The organism is Acinetobacter sp. GW821-FHT01C12, from assembly GCF_059422625.1.
Genome location: NZ_JBWKXD010000004.1, coordinates 279,141 through 296,945 on the forward strand (window position 1 = coordinate 279,141; position 17,805 = coordinate 296,945).

At 39.8% G+C, this 17,805-nt stretch carries 14 protein-coding genes; 6 read left to right on the forward strand and 8 right to left on the reverse strand.

Going from position 1 to position 17,805, the window contains the following annotated elements:
- Window positions 1–98: 98 nt before the first annotated feature.
- Window positions 99–2,144, reverse strand: a complete 2,046-nt coding sequence (recG, locus tag AC07WY_RS12975; protein ID WP_209827912.1) for an ATP-dependent DNA helicase RecG — start codon at window positions 2,142–2,144, stop codon at window positions 99–101.
- A gap of 59 nt (window positions 2,145–2,203) precedes the next feature.
- On the opposite strand from recG, the gene AC07WY_RS12980 reads away from it, so the two are divergent.
- Complete coding sequence (locus AC07WY_RS12980; RefSeq protein ID WP_494736481.1) at window positions 2,204–3,028, forward strand: NAD-dependent epimerase/dehydratase family protein; 825 nt, start codon at window positions 2,204–2,206, stop codon at window positions 3,026–3,028.
- A gap of 191 nt (window positions 3,029–3,219) precedes the next feature.
- Here the strand turns inward: AC07WY_RS12980 and plsB are convergent, their stop codons facing one another.
- A complete protein-coding gene (gene plsB / locus AC07WY_RS12985; protein ID WP_096735218.1) occupies window positions 3,220–5,805 on the reverse strand; it encodes a glycerol-3-phosphate 1-O-acyltransferase PlsB in 2,586 nt (861 codons plus the stop codon).
- A gap of 295 nt (window positions 5,806–6,100) precedes the next feature.
- Here plsB and AC07WY_RS12990 point away from each other — a divergent pair, with 295 nt between their 5' ends.
- Both AC07WY_RS12990 and AC07WY_RS12995 read left to right on the forward strand, forming a co-directional pair.
- A complete protein-coding gene (locus AC07WY_RS12990) occupies window positions 6,101–6,976 on the forward strand; it encodes an acyl-CoA thioesterase (protein ID WP_004816853.1) in 876 nt (291 codons plus the stop codon).
- A 152-nt stretch (window positions 6,977–7,128) separates the two neighbouring features.
- A complete protein-coding gene (locus AC07WY_RS12995) occupies window positions 7,129–8,367 on the forward strand; it encodes a dicarboxylate/amino acid:cation symporter (RefSeq protein ID WP_494736482.1) in 1,239 nt (412 codons plus the stop codon).
- Window positions 8,368–8,463: 96 nt separating this feature from the next.
- Here the strand turns inward: AC07WY_RS12995 and AC07WY_RS13000 are convergent, their stop codons facing one another.
- The 6 genes from AC07WY_RS13000 to AC07WY_RS13025 form a co-directional block, all read right to left on the reverse strand.
- A complete protein-coding gene (locus tag AC07WY_RS13000; RefSeq protein ID WP_056512178.1) occupies window positions 8,464–9,411 on the reverse strand; it encodes a metal-dependent hydrolase in 948 nt (315 codons plus the stop codon).
- Between the two features lie 136 nt (window positions 9,412–9,547).
- Window positions 9,548–10,405 (reverse strand): ribosome biogenesis GTP-binding protein YihA/YsxC, encoded by an 858-nt coding sequence (gene yihA, locus AC07WY_RS13005; RefSeq protein WP_154129675.1) that lies wholly within the window; start codon window positions 10,403–10,405, stop codon window positions 9,548–9,550.
- 123 nt (window positions 10,406–10,528) lie between these two features.
- Window positions 10,529–10,972: an RrF2 family transcriptional regulator gene (locus AC07WY_RS13010; RefSeq protein ID WP_004725666.1), complete on the reverse strand. Its 444-nt coding sequence runs from the start codon at window positions 10,970–10,972 to the stop codon at window positions 10,529–10,531.
- Between the two features lie 94 nt (window positions 10,973–11,066).
- The gene (gene hmpA / locus AC07WY_RS13015; RefSeq protein ID WP_494736483.1) at window positions 11,067–12,275 is read right to left on the reverse strand and encodes an NO-inducible flavohemoprotein; all 1,209 of its coding nucleotides are present in this window, start codon (window positions 12,273–12,275) and stop codon (window positions 11,067–11,069) included.
- Window positions 12,276–12,580: 305 nt separating this feature from the next.
- Window positions 12,581–14,140 (reverse strand): helicase HerA-like domain-containing protein, encoded by a 1,560-nt coding sequence (locus AC07WY_RS13020; RefSeq protein WP_315078987.1) that lies wholly within the window; start codon window positions 14,138–14,140, stop codon window positions 12,581–12,583.
- A gap of 280 nt (window positions 14,141–14,420) precedes the next feature.
- Window positions 14,421–15,611, reverse strand: coding sequence for a PLP-dependent transferase (locus AC07WY_RS13025; protein WP_494736484.1), 1,191 nt, complete (start codon window positions 15,609–15,611; stop codon window positions 14,421–14,423).
- A 180-nt stretch (window positions 15,612–15,791) separates the two neighbouring features.
- On the opposite strand from AC07WY_RS13025, the gene AC07WY_RS13030 reads away from it, so the two are divergent.
- The 3 genes from AC07WY_RS13030 (at window position 15,792) to rplC (ending at window position 17,803) form a co-directional block, all read left to right on the forward strand.
- The gene (locus tag AC07WY_RS13030) at window positions 15,792–16,517 is read left to right on the forward strand and encodes a type 1 glutamine amidotransferase (protein WP_004816865.1); all 726 of its coding nucleotides are present in this window, start codon (window positions 15,792–15,794) and stop codon (window positions 16,515–16,517) included.
- A gap of 274 nt (window positions 16,518–16,791) precedes the next feature.
- Window positions 16,792–17,103, forward strand: coding sequence for a 30S ribosomal protein S10 (gene rpsJ / locus AC07WY_RS13035; protein ID WP_004725677.1), 312 nt, complete (start codon window positions 16,792–16,794; stop codon window positions 17,101–17,103).
- A gap of 61 nt (window positions 17,104–17,164) precedes the next feature.
- Window positions 17,165–17,803, forward strand: a complete 639-nt coding sequence (rplC, locus tag AC07WY_RS13040; protein ID WP_004816868.1) for a 50S ribosomal protein L3 — start codon at window positions 17,165–17,167, stop codon at window positions 17,801–17,803.
- Window positions 17,804–17,805: the final 2 nt, after the last annotated feature.

Consider the following 17,805-nt stretch of genomic DNA (forward strand, 5'->3'; position numbering starts at 1 on the left):
TCATCATTTGTGGTTATCGATTTTGATAAGCATCGTTAAACTGAATGAATCAAATATCTAAGCTATGATGTTTATGTATGGATGTTCTAAATATATGTTTAGACATAGGCATATCTCGGTGCTTCTGGTAGCCAGCGTTTTAATAAAGCTTCAGCATTTTCTGGATCATCTTTTAGTACTTGACTGGCAACATAATGTGCTTGATTAAGTAAATGATCATCTCGTTCTAGCTTGGCGACACGGAAACCCAAATCTCCTGTTTGCTTGGTGCCCAGTAATTCACCCGGCCCTCGGATTTCTAAGTCTTTTTCTGCAATGATAAAACCGTCATTGGTTTCACGCATGATGCGTAAACGTTCTTGGCCATTTTGTGATAAAGGATGTTTATAGAGTAGGGCGCAGAAACTTGCGGTTGCACCACGACCGACACGACCACGTAACTGATGCAACTGAGACAGGCCTAAGCGTTCAGCATTTTCAATCACCATAATGGAAGCGTTTGGAACATCGACCCCGACTTCAATCACTGTCGTTGCAATCAGCAGTTGCAATTCATTGTCTTTGAATTGTTGCATGACCCGTTGCTTCTCATCGGCTTTCATTTTTCCATGGACTAAGCCAATATTAATCTGTGGAAAGCGATCTTTAATCTCTTGATAGGTGGCTTCTGCGGCCTGAGCATCGAGAGTTTCTGATTGTTCTACCAATGTACACACCCAATACGCCTGTTTACCCTCAGCGCAGTTGGTGGTGATACGATTCAAGACCTCTTCTCGTCTATCAAGTGGAATCGTGACTGTTTGAATGGGAGTACGTCCAGGAGGCAATTCATCAATCACTGAGGTATCTAGGTCACCATAGGCAGACATTGCCAGTGTGCGAGGGATTGGTGTTGCTGTCATGACCAATTGGTGTGGTGTGGTGTTATCCACGCCTTTATTACGTAAAGCTAGACGTTGATCTACCCCGAAACGATGTTGTTCATCAATAATCACGAGACCAAGTTTGGAAAATTCAACATTGTCCTGAAATAAAGCATGGGTACCCACCACAATATTGGCAGTTCCATCTTTAATGGTTTGTTCAGCCGCAGCGCGTGCTTTGCCTTTTTGTTTGCCTGAAAGCCATGACACATTTAAACCGAGTGGCTCGAACCATTTCTTAAAATTGATATAGTGCTGTTCAGCTAAAATTTCAGTCGGTGCCATTAGCGCCACTTGCCAACCTTCTTCCAAAATATGACAAGCCGCAACACCTGCAACCAATGTTTTACCTGCACCGACATCACCCTGAACCAATCGCAACATGGGTTTGTTTTGTTTTAAATCTTTGGCAATTTCGTTTGATACACGTTTCTGTGCATTGGTCATTTCAAAAGGTAAGCTTGCCAATAAGGCTTTTGCAAATTTTTTACTGGTTGAAAATGCTGGGGCTGCAATTTGTTGAATATAAGCACGTCGGGTTAATAGGCTGATTTGATGTGCAACCAATTCTTCAAAAATTAAACGTTGTTGAGCTGGGTGAGAGCCTTGTGAAAGTTGTAGCATATTGGCATTTACAGGAGGGTGATGAATATACTCCAGCGCCTGTTTAAGCGCGTAACCATTGGTGAACTTTTCAGGTAATAACTCAGGTAAAGCATCAGCGTGCTGGTTTAAAGCTTGCTTAACGTATTCACGTAATTTGGGTTGGGTTAAGCCTTCGGTGGCAGGGTAAATTGCTGTTAGTTGGGTTTTAGGGAGTGCTGTATGTTCAGTAATTAACTGGATCTCAGGATGGTAAAGTTCAAGGCCACGAGCCCCTACACGGACTTCCCCAAAAATTCTTAAACGATTACCCGCTTTAGCACGATCTGTGAGTGCTTTATAGATATGATAGAAGCGTAAAGTAACTTTGCCAAAATCATCTTGTAATAAAATCGCCATCGATTTGCGTTTACCGGGTGGCATATCGATTGATCTGACCACGCCTTCCATGAGATAACTACGACCGACTTGTAATTGGTTCATGGGAATGATCGTGCTACGATCTTCATAATCACGTGGCAAATGAAACAGCAAATCATCTGTGGTGAAAATATTTAGTTTTTCAAGTAAAGCAGCGGCGGCATTGCCAACCCCTTGCAATTGATGGACGGCAGCCATGTCCCCTCAACTTAAGTTTGATTGATTTTGAAAATCGGTTTCGAAGAATAGGTCGTGTAATGCATATTCTATTTATTGGTTATGGTAAAACATCGCAACGTGTTGCCAAACAATTATTTCAGCAAGATCACCAAATTACCACAGTTAGCCGAAGTGCGAAAGATGATGATTTCGCACAACATTTGATTCAAGACATTCAACAACTCGATTTAGCGCAAATTCAGCCTGTCGATGTGGTGTATGTATTGCTCGCACCATCTCGAAATTCTCCGCTAAGTGCTATCGAAAATTATCAACAAACCTATGTCGACTCGGTGCAGCCGATTGTTAAGGCGCTAAGAAATCATCCAGTAAAACGCATCATCGTGGTGTCATCTACACGTGTTTATGGGGAAAACCGTGGTGAACGTATTGATGATGAGTCAATGCCTATTCCAAGTGATCAACAAGGGCAGTTGTTATTGGAAATGGAGCGGCGATGGCAACAGGCTTATCCATCTAAATGTGTGATTGTGCGCCCAACTGGGATTTATGGTACATCCGTTGCTCGTATGATTAAACTTGCAGAAACCACACACAGCTATCCCAATATTCATTGGTCAAATCGAATCCATATAGATGACCTTGCATATTTCTTAGCGCATTTGCTTCACGTGGAACATCCAGAAAAATCATATATTTGTACAAATAATCAACCGCTACCATTGCATGAAATAATTTTATGGTTCCAACAACAGTTGAATTTATCGCACTTGGTTTTGGAAAGTTCCAATCAAACAGGGAAGCAAATTTTTGCGGAGAGGATGCTTGCAACAGAATTTAAGTGGGTACATCAAAACTGTTATCTTGATTATCAGAAGAATTTAAACCTTAAAATATACTAGCTATTTTTAAGGATCATTTTACGTTTTAGATAAGTTTGTAAATGAACTAAAAAATTGTTAGATATTAAAATGGGTTGGTTCAGTATTGTTTATTATAGAGGACTTGAGAAGTTCCCTCTCCTTGCCGGAGAGGGTTAGGGAGAGGTAATCATCCCAGCCTTCTCCCAAAGGAAAAAGGCACTTTAAAGCTTTTATTTTTTCTTCCGTTTTAAACGCTTCTTGGCTTGTTGAGCGGCTAAAGCATCTAAAGCTTCTTTTAACTCCTCATCTGTAAATGAGGTGATATGGTGAAGCATTTGCAAAGTTACATCATCAAGCACCAAATTGGCATATTGCGCAACATTTCTAAACTGCTCATCAAAAACAATGGCATGGTCTTCATTGGTTTTGATATAGCCTTGTTCAGTTAAGACTTTCATAAAACTTTGGAATAACGCTTTATCAAAGAACTCAGGTGAGTTGAACTCATACAATACAGATAAACGTTGTCCAACCAAGTGACTTAATTCTTCAACTTGGCGAATCGAGATATTTCCAGAGCCACGTTGAGTAATTAAAGCCAGCGTCATGTAATAACGTTCAAGACTTTGACGTACTGGAGCAGCTAAAACAGCCAATTGATTATGGTCTTCTGAGTTTGGCGCAGGGCTGAAAATAAAATCTTCATCATCGACAAAAATTAAATTCGCTTGAGCCAAAGCATCGACATATTCAGTCACTTGAGCCTTGATTTCACTATCTTTCCATTTTAAGAACAACTCTGCTTTTAAGAATGGATAAAGGGTACGAATCACATTGAGTAAATCAGACTTACTGATCTTGCCATTATGTTCGACCAATGCCGCAACCAGCGACGGTAAAACAAAAGCATGCAAAATGTTATTACGGAAGTAAGTCAGTAAAATGGCTTGATTATCTTCAATGGCAATAATATCGCCAAGGACGTGTTGAACACGTTTAATCAATTTCAGCTTCATACCATAGGCAATAATTTCTTTACCTGACAATGGTGTGACCTGAGTACGGCTGTCATAAGGATTTGCAGTTAATAACTTGCGATATGTATCAAGCTGTTTAATGCAGATTTCTTCATCAAGTGTATGTTTTGGAGTTGCCAATAAAATCAGGGACAATAAAGAAACAGGGTTGATCACCACAGCACGGTTGATATTTTCCAGAATCGCATTTGCCGAGCTGGTTACTGCATCTGAGACTTCTTGCGGGATTGGATCATCATTATGTTCAATGGTGATTTGATCAGCGCCATGTGCTTTGAGTAAGTCATCTAAGAAAACAGGTTCACCAAAATTGACATGCACTTTACCAAAAATACGCTCAATTTTTTTCAGGGTTTGCAAGATTCCCCAAATGGATTCAGCTTCTTTTGGCTTACCATTCATTTCGCCCACATAAGTTGCGCCTTCCATCAAGCGCTCATAACCGACATAGGTTGGGATAAAGACAATCGGTTTGGCACGGCCGCGCAAATGACCATGTACCGTCATTGCGAGCATGCCAGTTTTTGGGGGTAACAAACGTCCAGTTCGAGAACGACCACCTTCAATAAAGTATTCAAGAGGTGTGTTTCTAGACAGGATGCTAAATAAATATTCTTTAAATACCGATGTATAAAGTGCATTGCCGCGGAATGAACGACGGATAAAGAATGCACCGCCTCCACGCAGTAATTGACCGACAAATGGCATGTTAAGGTTATCGCCTGCAGCAATATACGGCACCATCAAACCACGTTTATAAATCACATAAGACAATAACAAGTAATCGATATGGCTACGGTGACAAGGTGTATAAATCACTTCATAGTCTTTGACTAACTCGCGCACAGTATTGAAGTTATGTACTTCAACACCGTCATAAAGCTGTGTCCATAGACGAGTCAAGGCCATATCTGCAAAGCGTACAGCCGATGCAGAATAGTCGGATGCAATTTCATTTACAAAACCAATCGCTTTATGTTCAGCATCAATCATGCTGATTTTTGAGCGAATACTTTCTTTACGAATTGCATCCTGTACATCAGGGGCTTTAATCAGTGATTGCATGACATTACGGCGATCAGATAAATCTGGGCCGAGAATGACCTCACGCTGACGATCTAAGTAGTCATTTAATTGATTGACAATATAAGTGGCTGGTGAAATATTGGGATGAGCAATTTTTGCATGATCGACCAAAGCTCTAAGTGATTGCGCTTCATGGAATTCTAGGAACGACTGTCGACCATGTAAACCAATGTTCATCAACTGTTTAACTTTACTTGGCGTTGCCCAAGTGTCAGTAAATAACAGTTTAAACCAAGAGTCTTCTTTATCTGGTGAACGTCCCCACAGTACTGTAACAGGGATCAATTCAATATCTAAATCAACATTTTGATCAAGTGATTCAATCAGTCTAACTAAACGCGGCGGATAAGCATGCGTAGGCGGATTAAAATAATTGTTTTCATCTTGGTGTTGTAAAAATAAAATCGCAGCTTTTTCGCGACTATTGCCAATCATTAATGGGTCAAGTGCAGGAGGAAGCTGCAAACGACGTGTTTCACCATCAACAACTAAAGCGTTACTTCGTGAGTAATTCTGTAGAACATAGCAGACAACCTTTTGAGTTGTGGGCTGAATGAGCTCAGAATTTTCAGTTGAAGGGTCTAAAGGTTGAGCTTCTGTAGGAACCTCTCCAAGAACATGTGGTGTTACCACAAGGTCAAGTATTTTACTCGAAAGTCGACGATACATTTGACCAAAGCCACTCTTGGACATAAATACTCCTAGCCAATGGTGAATCACGCAATAAAGCGGATAAAAAATATTTTCTGTAATTAAAGCACAGAACAGTATGTCATTTTCTGACAAACTGCGGGTCGCTTGTCAGATTTTATCGTTAAAAAACGTATTTTAAACAATCCATCAGCACAAGAGAAGTGACAATACAGTTTATGAAAATTTAATGTTTCTCTCAGGACTTATGGCAAAATAGAGTTAAATCTCTAAAATATGGATACTTTGTTCTATCCATTGGAATAAAGTCAGTATTCAGTATATAGAAAGGTCACTTATGAATGCTTTAACCCAAGAGCTTGTAGAGCTTTTAACCCTTGAAAAACTTGAAGAACATATTTTTCGTGGTCAAAGTCGAAATTTAGTTGGTAAGCGTGTTTTTGGTGGGCAAGTTTTAGGACAAGCACTGCGGGCAGCATCATATACCGCTGATCGCCCTGTGCATTCTTTACATGCATACTTCCTATATGGCGGTGATATCAATGCCCCAATCATTTATGAGGTTGATCGGTTACGTGATGGCAAAAGCTTCTTAAGTCGTCAAGTACGTGCAATCCAGCATGGACGTACCATTTTTTCTGCAATGGTATCATTTGCAACACCTGAAGAAGGCTTGAATTATCAAATTGCTGAACCAGAATATCCAGCACCTGATGAATTAAAAGCAGAGCAAGAGCTTAAAGAAAATTTAATCAGTTTTATCCCGGAAAATATTCGCGCTGCGTTTATGCGTCCACGTCAGGTAGAAATTCGTCCGATCAATGTGACCAATCCATTTCAGCCACAACCTGAAGCACCGTCTTATGCACATTACTTGCGTACGCATGAGCCATTAGCCGCAGAGCAGGCGGATGATATCTCCTTAAATCAAGCAATTGTTGCGTTTTATTCGGACTATACCTTGATGATGACTGCTTTGCGCCCACATGGTCTCAATTACCTCTCGCCAAGTTTACAATGTGCCAGTATCGATCATACGATCTATTTCCATAAACCAGTAAAAGCAGATGATTGGATGCTTTATGATATGGATGCAACCGTCAGTGCAAATTCACGTGGTCTGAATTTTGGCCGTATGTGGCAAAATGGCGAATTGGTGTGTAGTACCGTTCAAGAAGGCTTGATGCGAGTACGTGAAATCGAAACTCAATAATACTTTTGCATTGATATGCTAATCGTGAAACTCAGCCATCATCTATGATGGCTTTTCTATTTTTTAGCAGAGCTTGTGACAAAAAAATGCTCGATTCTAAATAACTTCAATGGCATAGTTCAACGTGTAAATATTTATAATAGTCAGCGAAGATGAGTTTAAATACCCAAATTTTTATTGCAGCCATTCTTGGTGTGGCATTTGGATTTTTATTAAATCAATTCCCTAATACTCAATTTTTAGATGCCAGCATTTATGGTTTGAGCATCGCCAGTAGTATTTTTATTGGTTTATTAAAAATGCTTTTGGTTCCACTTATTTTTAGTTCAATCTTGGTGGGTGTTTCAAACTTAGAAGCGGGCAGTCAACTCAGTCGAGTTTGGAAAATAACCTTGGCTTGTTGTGTAACCACAACGACATTGGCACTTATTCTCGGTTTAGCCTCAACACATCTATTCAATGTTGGACAAGGTGTGGATATTGCAATGTTTCAGGATGCAATGAATCAACATAAAAGCCCAGATTCACTGACACCTAGCTCATTTTTAACCAATTTTATTCAAAATACCCTCATCAATCCATTTAAAGCATTTAGTGATGGTAATGTTTTGGCAGTCGTGCTGTTTGCTTTGTTATTGGGTTTGGCACTGGTACATGGTGGAGAGCGCTTTAATTCAATCAAACAACTGGCACGTCAGTTTTTTGACATCATGATGATGTTAGTGGGTTGGGTGATGAAAGTTGCGCCGATTGGTATTTTTGCGTTGATGGCAAAGCTCATTGCAACAGAAGACATCTCTATTTTAAGCCGTCTTGCTGAGTTTGCTATTGTTGTTACGGGAACCACCATATTTCATGGTGTCGTGGTTCTGCCATTGTTGTTATGGATCTTTGGAAAAATGGATCCGATTACCTTTTTTAAAGGAACGCGTGCAGCATTAATTACAGCATTTGCAACCAGTTCAAGTTCTGCAACCATGCCTTTGAGTTTAAAGTGTACTCAAGAAAATTTAGGAGTGCGCCCACAAATTGCAGGTTTTGTGATTCCTTTCGGTTCTCAGTTAAACATGGATGGAACAGCACTTTATGAAGCAGCAGCAGCGCTTTTTATTGCCAATTTAATGGGTTTAGAGTTATCAATTACCCAACAAGTGATTGTCTGTCTGACTGCGATGATTGCTTCATTGGGCGCACCAGGTATTCCAAGTGCGGGCATGGTCACCATGATTATGGTGCTACAATCTGTGGGATTGCCAGCGGAGGCAATTGCCATTCTTCTGCCAATTGACCGTATTCTCGATACTGTACGTACTGTAGTGAATGTGCAAGGGGATATGATGATTAGTGTGGTTGTTGACCGAAACATCAAAGATATGGAAAGTCCAACTTAGTCTATGGTTAGAATCTTGTTCTAAAAGATTGACCAAAAAAAGCAAGACTAAATCCTGCTTTTTTTATTTGATTTCAGTATCACTATTCAATAGTTATTATGCTGCAACTCTAGGCAATGCACGTTTTGCTGCTGGGGATTGATCCAAATAAGCAATCGCATCTTCTGTTTTAGCTTCATGTACTGGATCATACCAAGGCATTAAATAGCCCAATTGCTGTGAAACCAACCATAATGGATGTGGCATTAAGCGATTATCTGATTGTGCGATACTTGCCCATTCACGCCAAATCCAAGGCTTATAGAAAGCAGGTTTTTTATCTGCATAACGTGGGTCTTGCCCCATGATATGTGCAGCACCATCAACCCATAAGCCTAATACAGCGGCAATCACGATAACACTTTGATAATAACGAGAAATATAACCACCACCCAAATGACGATACAGATCAAAAGCCACTGTACGGTGTTCAATCTCTTCGGCACCATGCCATTTGACTAAATCAAGCATATTTGGATCTGCACCTAGTTCCGCCCATTTTTTATTATAAAGCGCATATTTACCCAAGACACAAGTCATATGTTCAACAGTGGCGACGATACCTAAGCGGAACAAATCCCATTGATGATCGAGGACTTTGGGTACTTTAAAGCCGAGTGGTTGATCTGCAAGTAATTTGCCAAACAAGAAATCCATAATCTCAAGATTACGTTGAATATCAATATTACGCACAGTTAAGTATTCTTTATTTGCCGAAGCATGTGCTTGAGCATGCATCGCTTCTTGGCGGATAAAAGCACGAACATCTTCAGCTAATTTTTCATCTGTGATTTTGGGTAAAACACGATTGTATAAACGGCAAAACCAAAATTCACCTGCTGGAAGAATATTGTTAATTTCATTGATAAAGTAGCTGACAAATGGCTGATTTGGAATCCAATCGACAGGGGTATCTTGCCATTCAAATTTCACTTTACGTGGTTTGATGTGGTACTGAATAGACGATCCAATCCGACTGTTCTTTAATTTAGCGAGTAACTTCATCACAGTGTCCTAATTTTTCTTTGGTGATTTCACACTTTATTATTCAAGTATAAAAAAATGTCCTAAATAGTTATTAGCAATTTAGGACATTCCAGTATCAATATGTGATGAATTTTGTTAGACAAGACTTTTTTATTTATGCTTGTGGATTTTCATCTACATTTCCATCAATATTTTCACTATTGAATTCGGATTCTTGGTCTTGATCAATGAACTCATCATCCAAATCATCTTCAGTGGCTTCAGGAATTGCATCAATATCAAAATCTAAAGTTTTGTCTAAGGTGTAATTTAAGCGACCCGCCATAATCGAAGCAAGTTCTTCTAGACCTTGTTTGTTGAGTGATGAAAACAGTTGTATAGAAAAATTCAACTTCATTTTCTTCAATTGCTCTTGTACATCTAACAATACTTTACTGGCAGGGCCACGGTTGAGTTTGTCGGATTTAGTTAACAGCACATGCACAAACAAGTGACGTGAATATGCCCATTCCAACATCATCACATCGAAGTGTTGTAAAGGGTGGCGAATATCCATGAGTAGAACCAGACCTTGTAAACTTTTTCGATGAATCAAATAATTCTCAAGTTCTTTTTGCCAGACAATTTTCATTGCTTCAGGTACAGCCGCATAACCATAACCTGGTAAATCGACAAGGCGTTGATCTGGATTACCTAAACTAAAAAAGTTAATCATTTGCGTACGGCCTGGTCTTTTCGACGCGCGTGCCAATTGCTTTTGATTGGTCAATGCATTGATAGCACTTGATTTTCCTGCATTTGAACGGCCTGCAAAGGCAACTTCATAACCAGTATCTTCTACACAAAGATTCAGTTTAGGCGCACTCATTAGAAATTCAGCTTTACGCAACCAGTTCAAAGATGAAGTTGAGTATTCTGATATCGCAGGATCAGCCTTTTTTTCATAACTGATTTTTTGTTTAGGGGCGCTTGAGGTCTTACTATTTTTAGACTTTCCACTGCTGCGATGCATATTTCAACTTCAATAAACGGATAAACAAAGTGCATTATAAAGGAAGTCGGAGGTTCAAGCGAATTTTGATCGTGTTAACTGAAATATTGGCTATTAAGATGCTGGACGATGAGCTTTTGTGACTTAAACATTGAGATTGGGAATGGGTGAGTTTACGATCTTTGGATGTTGTGGTGGCGCATTGAGAACATCGGCAACAGTATAGTGATCTAGGCTTTGATAAAACTGTTCAACGGCCTGGTCTAAAATACCCTTTAAGCCGCAGCGTGGACGTAGCACACAAGGTGGCGTATTGCACTCTACAATTTGTGCATCACGTTGGAGAATTCGTACAATATATCCTAAGCGAAATTCTAAGATGTCTGGGTTTAAGCGCAAACCACCGCCTTTACCCCGTGTGGTAATCAACCAACCTTGTTTTCCCATAAAATGCACAATTTTGACCAAGTGATTTTCTGAAACATGTAAATCTTCTGCAATTTCAGCAATCGTATAAGGCACATCTTTTGGAGGCGCGATGTACATTAAGATGCGCAGGGCATAGTCGGTAAATTTATTTAGTTGCATGTAGGCTGCTCATCTATGGGTAAAGATGTATCTCATCCTGAAATAAATAAGGCCAGTCTATCATAGACCAGCCTTATAAAGAACGGATGTAGATTTAGATACCTGCACCACCCGTACCAAACGCTTCACTATGAATTTGTTCAGGTTTAATACCACGAGCCACCAATGCTTGGTGTTGTTGTTGCATAAATGGTATTGGGCCACAAAGATAATAATCAGCATTGGCTGGGAGTAGTGCTGTATCAACCGTTGCCAAGTCTAAGCGACCAGCCACATCATAGTCCTCACCTATAACATCACCGCTATGTGGGAACTCATAAGCTGTAAATGTACTGAGACGTGGGAATTTAGTTTTTTGCTCTTGGATATGTTGTTTCATCGCATGTACTTGGCTACTGCGACATGCATGGATAAAGCTAGCCGGTTGAGGCATGTTTAAAGTCACCAATTGGTTAAGCATTGCAATCATTGGGGTTAAACCTACACCCGCACTAATGAAGACATTACGTTTGCTACTATCAATCAGGTAGAAGTTACCTGTTGGAGCAGACACTTCAATTTCTGAACCTTCAGCTAAGCCATGTAAAGTATTTGATACCCAACCACTTGCCAAATCACCTTTTTCATCTTCACGTTTAACTGAAATACGTAAATAGTCTGCTTGTGGACTTGTCGATAGTGTGTATTGACGTGGTTGTTTTAAGCCTAATGCTTCAACAAATACGCGCACTGAAATATATTGACCCGCTTCATATTTAGGTAATGCACCACCATCGACTGGTGCAAGATAGAAAGAGGTAATTTCTTCGCTTTCATTCACTTTTTTAGCGATTTTAAATTTACGCCAGCCTAACCAGCTGCCTTGAGTTTGTTGGTGCTGTTCATAAATCGCTTTTTCAGTGCTGATAAATAGATCGGCCAATTGCCCATAAGCTGCAGCCCATGCGTCAATTAATGGATCTTCCATCGAAATAGTTAATACTTCACTAATCGAATGTAATAGGTTTTCACCGACAATGTTGTAATCAGGTGCTTGAATATTCAGACTGACATGTTTATGGGCAATCAGTTCAACCACAGGCAAAAGTACAGAAGGGTCTTCAATATTTTCAGCATATGCTAAAACAGCACCAGCCAAGGCTTGAGCCTGTGCACCACTACGTTGATGCCCCATGTTAAAGGTTTCTTTTAATTCGGGATTATTGCCGAGCATGCGGTTATAAAAATAACCGGTAAGTGCTACACCATTTTCGCGAAGAACAGGAACTGTTGCTTTTACAAGGTCAATTTGCTGCGGAGTCATTGTTGATCTCTCTTGGCTGTCATTTATAAGATGTATTTAAAATATACCTTATAAAGTGTATTTGCAATACACCTTTAAGAAAAACACATAAAATAATTATGGTTTATTTTTAATTTAAGTTTTATTAATTGAAATTATTGAATTTATTTTTAAGTTTTTTAGATGAATTTTTTGAATAAGTTTTTAGATGTGTTTAGGGGACATGATAAGTGGGATAAGCGAATAAAAACATAAGCAAGAACATAATGTATAAAATAGAGAATAAAAAGGAGCGCTAACGCTCCTCATATTTGTGTTTAAACGAATTAACGCCCACCAAATAATGAACCTAACAAACCGCGGACCAGTTTTTGCCCTGTAGGACCGCCTAAGGTTCTTGCGGCACTTTTAGCAAAAGTTCCGATCACATCTTGAGTCAGTTTGGCACGTGCAGCTGCAGCTTTTGCTTCCTCTTTTTCTAAGCGTTCTTGCTCTTTGGCTTGTTGTTTATCGATGGTCTGTTGTTGCTTGGTGAGCTCTTCTAATTGCTTGGCTTGTTGAGCCACTGCATCAAAAGCCACCTGCTGTTGTGAGCTATCAGAAACTTTACGTTGTAGCATTTCATAAGCGCTATCACGATCCACTTCATTGTCATAAACACCCGCAACAATACTTTGTGCCATTAAGGCTTTTCGTTCATCTAAAGTGATTGGGCTAAATGATGAGTAGGGTGGCATCACCATCGCTCGTTCAACCACTTGAGGTGTACCTTGTTCATCTAGGCAGCTAATAAGCGCTTCACCAACAGCCAGTTCTGTAATTGCTTGATCTACTTTAAACTCTGGATTAGCGCGGAAGGTATCAGCAGCAGTTTTTACTGCTTTTTGATCTTTAGGGGTAAACGCGCGTAAGGCATGTTGTACACGGTTGCCCAATTGCCCTAAAACATTTTCTGGGATATCTAATGGGCTTTGTGAGATGAAATAAATTCCGACACCTTTAGAGCGAATTAGACGGACCACTTGTTGAATTTTTTCTTGTAAAGCCGGGCTGGCATTATCAAAGAGCAAATGCGCTTCATCAAAAAAGAATACCAATTTGGGTTTATCTAAGTCACCGACTTCAGGTAGCTTTTCAAATAATTCTGAAAGCATCCAAAGCAGGAAGGTTGCATAGAGCTTTGGTGTGTTCATCAGCTTATCCGCAGCCAATAGGTTGATATAACCATGTCCATTGGCATCAGTTTGGATAAAATCCATAATATCAAGGCTTGGCTCACCAAAGAAACGTTGACCGCCTTGATCACCTAAAGCCAATAGATTACGCTGAATAGCACCTAAACTTGCTGGTGAGAGATTGCCGTATTCTGCTTTTAAAGCTGCCGCATTTTCACTGACATAGGTCAGCATGGCTTTTAAATCTTTAAAATCAATTAACAGTAAGCCTTGATCATCTGCAACACGGAACACCGCTGAAAGTACACCTTCTTGAGTGTCATTTAAATTCAGCATTTGCGAAAGTAACAGTGGGCCAATTTCAGAGATTGTGGTACGGATAGGATGTCCTTGCTCACCAAATAAATCCCAAAAAATAGTCGGTGACCCAGCAAAAGGAACACTGTCTATCCCTAAGCTTTTAATGCGTTCTTCAAATTTAGGATTGGTTGAACCTGCTTTGGCTATGCTGGAAACATCCCCTTTGGCATCGGCAAGAAATACGGGTACACCAATCCGTGAAAAACTTTCAGCAAGCACTTTAAGGGTAATGGTTTTACCTGTCCCTGTGGCGCCTGCAATTAAACCATGACGGTTAGCAAATTGTGAGTGTAATACAATATCTTGTGTTGTATCTGAGGTTTTTTTTGCGATGACGATTGGTGTGCCCATTGTTATTCCTATAGCTTTAATTTGAGTTTGGATATTCTTCATCTGACTCAATATTTATATCATTGTTGTTATACAAAATTGCATTAAATGATGATGTTGTAAATCTGTTTTTATTGTTGAATATGAATGTAGGGTGGTGTGGATTGTTTCTTGAAATGCACAGGGAATAAGTAAAAGCTAAATGTACTTTTCGCTGAATGATCTCTGCACTTAATCGCGTTTAAAGGTAAGTGTAGGGCCCTTGCTATCATTTATATAGTAAAGACCCAGAGATTATATATTAAGCCTGAATGGCTTGAAGTGCGTTTTGAATATCTTGGATTAAATCGTCTGGATGCTCTAAGCCAATACAGAAACGAACCAATAGACCTTGCTCTAGGTGTGTGCGTTCTAAATGACGCATGTCTGTCAGATTATAAATCATGACTAAGCTGACAGGACCGCCCCAACTAAAACCGAGTTTAAATAAAGATAAATGATCACAAAACTTTCTGATTTTGTTGATATCAAACTCAGGTTTAAAAATAACACTAACAAGACCAGCACTTTGTCCTGTTTGGCAGGTCTGGTTCCAATAGGTGTGGCTTATATTGTCAGAATCCGCAGGATGTAAAACTTGAGCAAACGCATTTTGATTCTTTAACCAATTTAAAATCTTTAAAGCACTTTGAGACTGATGCTCATAACGAATTTGCATTGAGGCCAAACTACGTTGCACTTGTGCGGCATCATCAGCCGAAATCGCGATACCTTGAATGGCATGCATACGGAACAGCTTATGATGTAAAGCTTTATCTTGAGTGACCAAAGATCCCATTAAAATATCGCCACCACCACTTGGGTATTTGGTTAAGGCATGTACGCTGATATCTACACTTAAATGTTCATGACTAAAATCAAAGGCATTAAACGCTAGGCCAGCGCCCCAGGTATTATCCAAAGCCGTGAGGATATTTTTTGCTTTGGCTTTTTTGACTAAACTCACCAAATCAGGAAATTCGAGTGTGACTGAACCTGCGGCTTCTAGCCAAATCAGTTTGGCATTTTCATTGGGTTGGAATGTATCTGCATCGATAGGATTATAAACTTGAACGATAATACCATAACTTTTTTCAAGATGACGTAGATGTTCCATGTTGGGAACATAGATATTGTCTGCAACCCAGACTTCATCTCCATGACTCAAAAAACATGAATTGACCAGATTAATTGCAGATAAACCACTGGGCGCAAGCAAGCAATATTCACCACCTTCTATTTGGGCAATGTGATCACCTAGGGTAAACGTTGTCGGCGTGCCATGTGTTCCATAACTATAGTCATAACGATCTGTCCAATGGCGATTAAATAGTGCATCGGTATTTTCAAATATAATTGTTGACGCACGAAATAGGGGAGGCTGTATTGTATTTATATATTGTGGTGCTTTACGAGAAGAATGAATTAAAGCAGTAACTGGTTTTTGTTTCACAGGAATACTCAATTTTTGTTAATAGCTGTACTAAAGTAAGCAAAACATAATCGCTCAGTGACGAAAAGCAATAAATTGTGAAAAATAATAAATAAAATTGATATTGGCTTCATTTTTGCATTTATCCAACTATGTTTTGTGGTTTGTAGCGTAATCGATACAACAAGAATAGGTGATAACATGAAAAAACTTAAAGTGCATTATTTTCAGCATATTGCAGGTGAAGGCTTTGGTAGCTGTTATGAGTATTTAAAAGCGATGGGCGCAGAAATTACTGCAACAGAATTTTTTGCATTACCCACAGATTCACAATTAGAAATAGAAGCTTTGCCGCATGTCAATGATGTGGATTTACTCATCATTATGGGTGGGGAAATGAGTGTAAATGATGAAGCCAACTATCCTTGGTTAAAGGTCGAAAAACGATGGATTCGCCGTTATTTGGCATCGGAAAAGCCCGCAATCGGGTTGTGTTTGGGTGGGCAGTTGATAGCCAATGCTCTAGGTGCCAATGTTCGGCGTAATACTGTGCAAGAGATTGGCTGGACTTTGGTTAATAAAAGCAACCATGTGCCAGAAGATTATTTCCAATTGCCTGAACGTGTCAATGTTATGCAATGGCATAGTGAGACCTTTGATATTCCCAAAGGTGCAATTCGTTTGGCGGAGAATCCAGCATGTCCCAACCAACTTTATCAGATTGGTAAAAATGTATTGGGGTTTCAGTTTCACCCAGAAATCACCCCGCATAGCCTAAAAATCTTCATTGAGCATGAAGAAGAAGATATGGTGTTTAGTGGAGTACACAGTCAATCATTATTGAAGCTAAAAAAATCGCAACAAACGGATTATGTGATTGGGAATCAGTTGCTCAATCATGCGATTGACTACGTTTTAAGGGTTTAAGCTGGTGTTTAAATAATAAGCGCTTTATTTATAATTAATTACTCAAAAAAAGGTAAAAATGTCCAAATAAGTTTGCTTAAGTGTTAAACAATCGTTATAATGAGCGACCCTCCGATATGGTGGGGTGAATGGCGAAGAAAGTCATTCAGATCGTTACAGTCGTGGCATCGATCACGACCTTAGTGATTTTCACTGCCTTTGACACTTACCTTATTTAGTGGGGTGAGATGCGTCAAGGGTGATTCTTTATATATTTGGCTTGGAGTTAACTGGTATGTCTAACCAGAGAATTCGTATCCGTCTTAAGTCTTTTGATCATCGTTTAATTGATCAATCTTCTCAAGAGATCGTAGAAACAGCAAAACGTACTGGCGCACAAGTGTGTGGTCCAATTCCGATGCCTACTCGCATCGAACGTTTTAACGTTTTAACATCACCACACGTGAACAAAGATGCGCGTGACCAATATGAAATCCGCACATATAAACGTTTGATCGACATCGTTCAACCTACAGATAAAACTGTAGATGCGTTGATGAAGTTGGATCTTGCAGCTGGTGTTGATGTTCAGATCGCATTGGGTTAAGGCTTTCGGTTAATTAACGCTCTATAAGTTAATTAGGCCGCTTTTTTAGAGGTTTATGCACATGGCTATTGGTTTAGTCGGTCGCAAGTGCGGTATGACACGTATCTTTACAGATGCTGGTGTTTCTGTGCCTGTAACAGTGATTGAGGTTGATCCTAACCGTATCACTCAAATCAAAACGCTTGAAACTGATGGTTATCAAGCGATTCAAATCACTACTGGTGAACGTCGCGAATCTCGCGTAACAAATGCTCAGAAAGGTCACTTTGCGAAAGCTGGTGTTGCTGCTGGTCGTTTAGTTAAAGAATTCCGCGTTGCAGAAGCTGATCTTGAAGGTCGTGAAGTTGGTGGCACTATCGGTGTTGATTTGTTCGCAGTAGGTCAAGTTGTTGACGTTACTGGTCAATCAAAAGGTAAAGGCTTCCAGGGTGGTGTTAAGCGTTGGAACTTCCGTACGCAAGATGCTACACATGGTAACTCAGTATCTCACCGTGTAATTGGTTCTACAGGTCAAAACCAGACTCCTGGTCGCGTGTTCAAAGGCAAAAAAATGCCTGGTCACTTAGGTGATGATCGCGTAACTGTACAAGGTCTTGAAATTGTATCTATCGACGCAGAACGTTCAGTTCTTGTTGTTAAAGGTGCGATTCCTGGTGCTACTGGTGGCGACGTTATCGTTCGTCCTACGATCAAGGCCTGAGG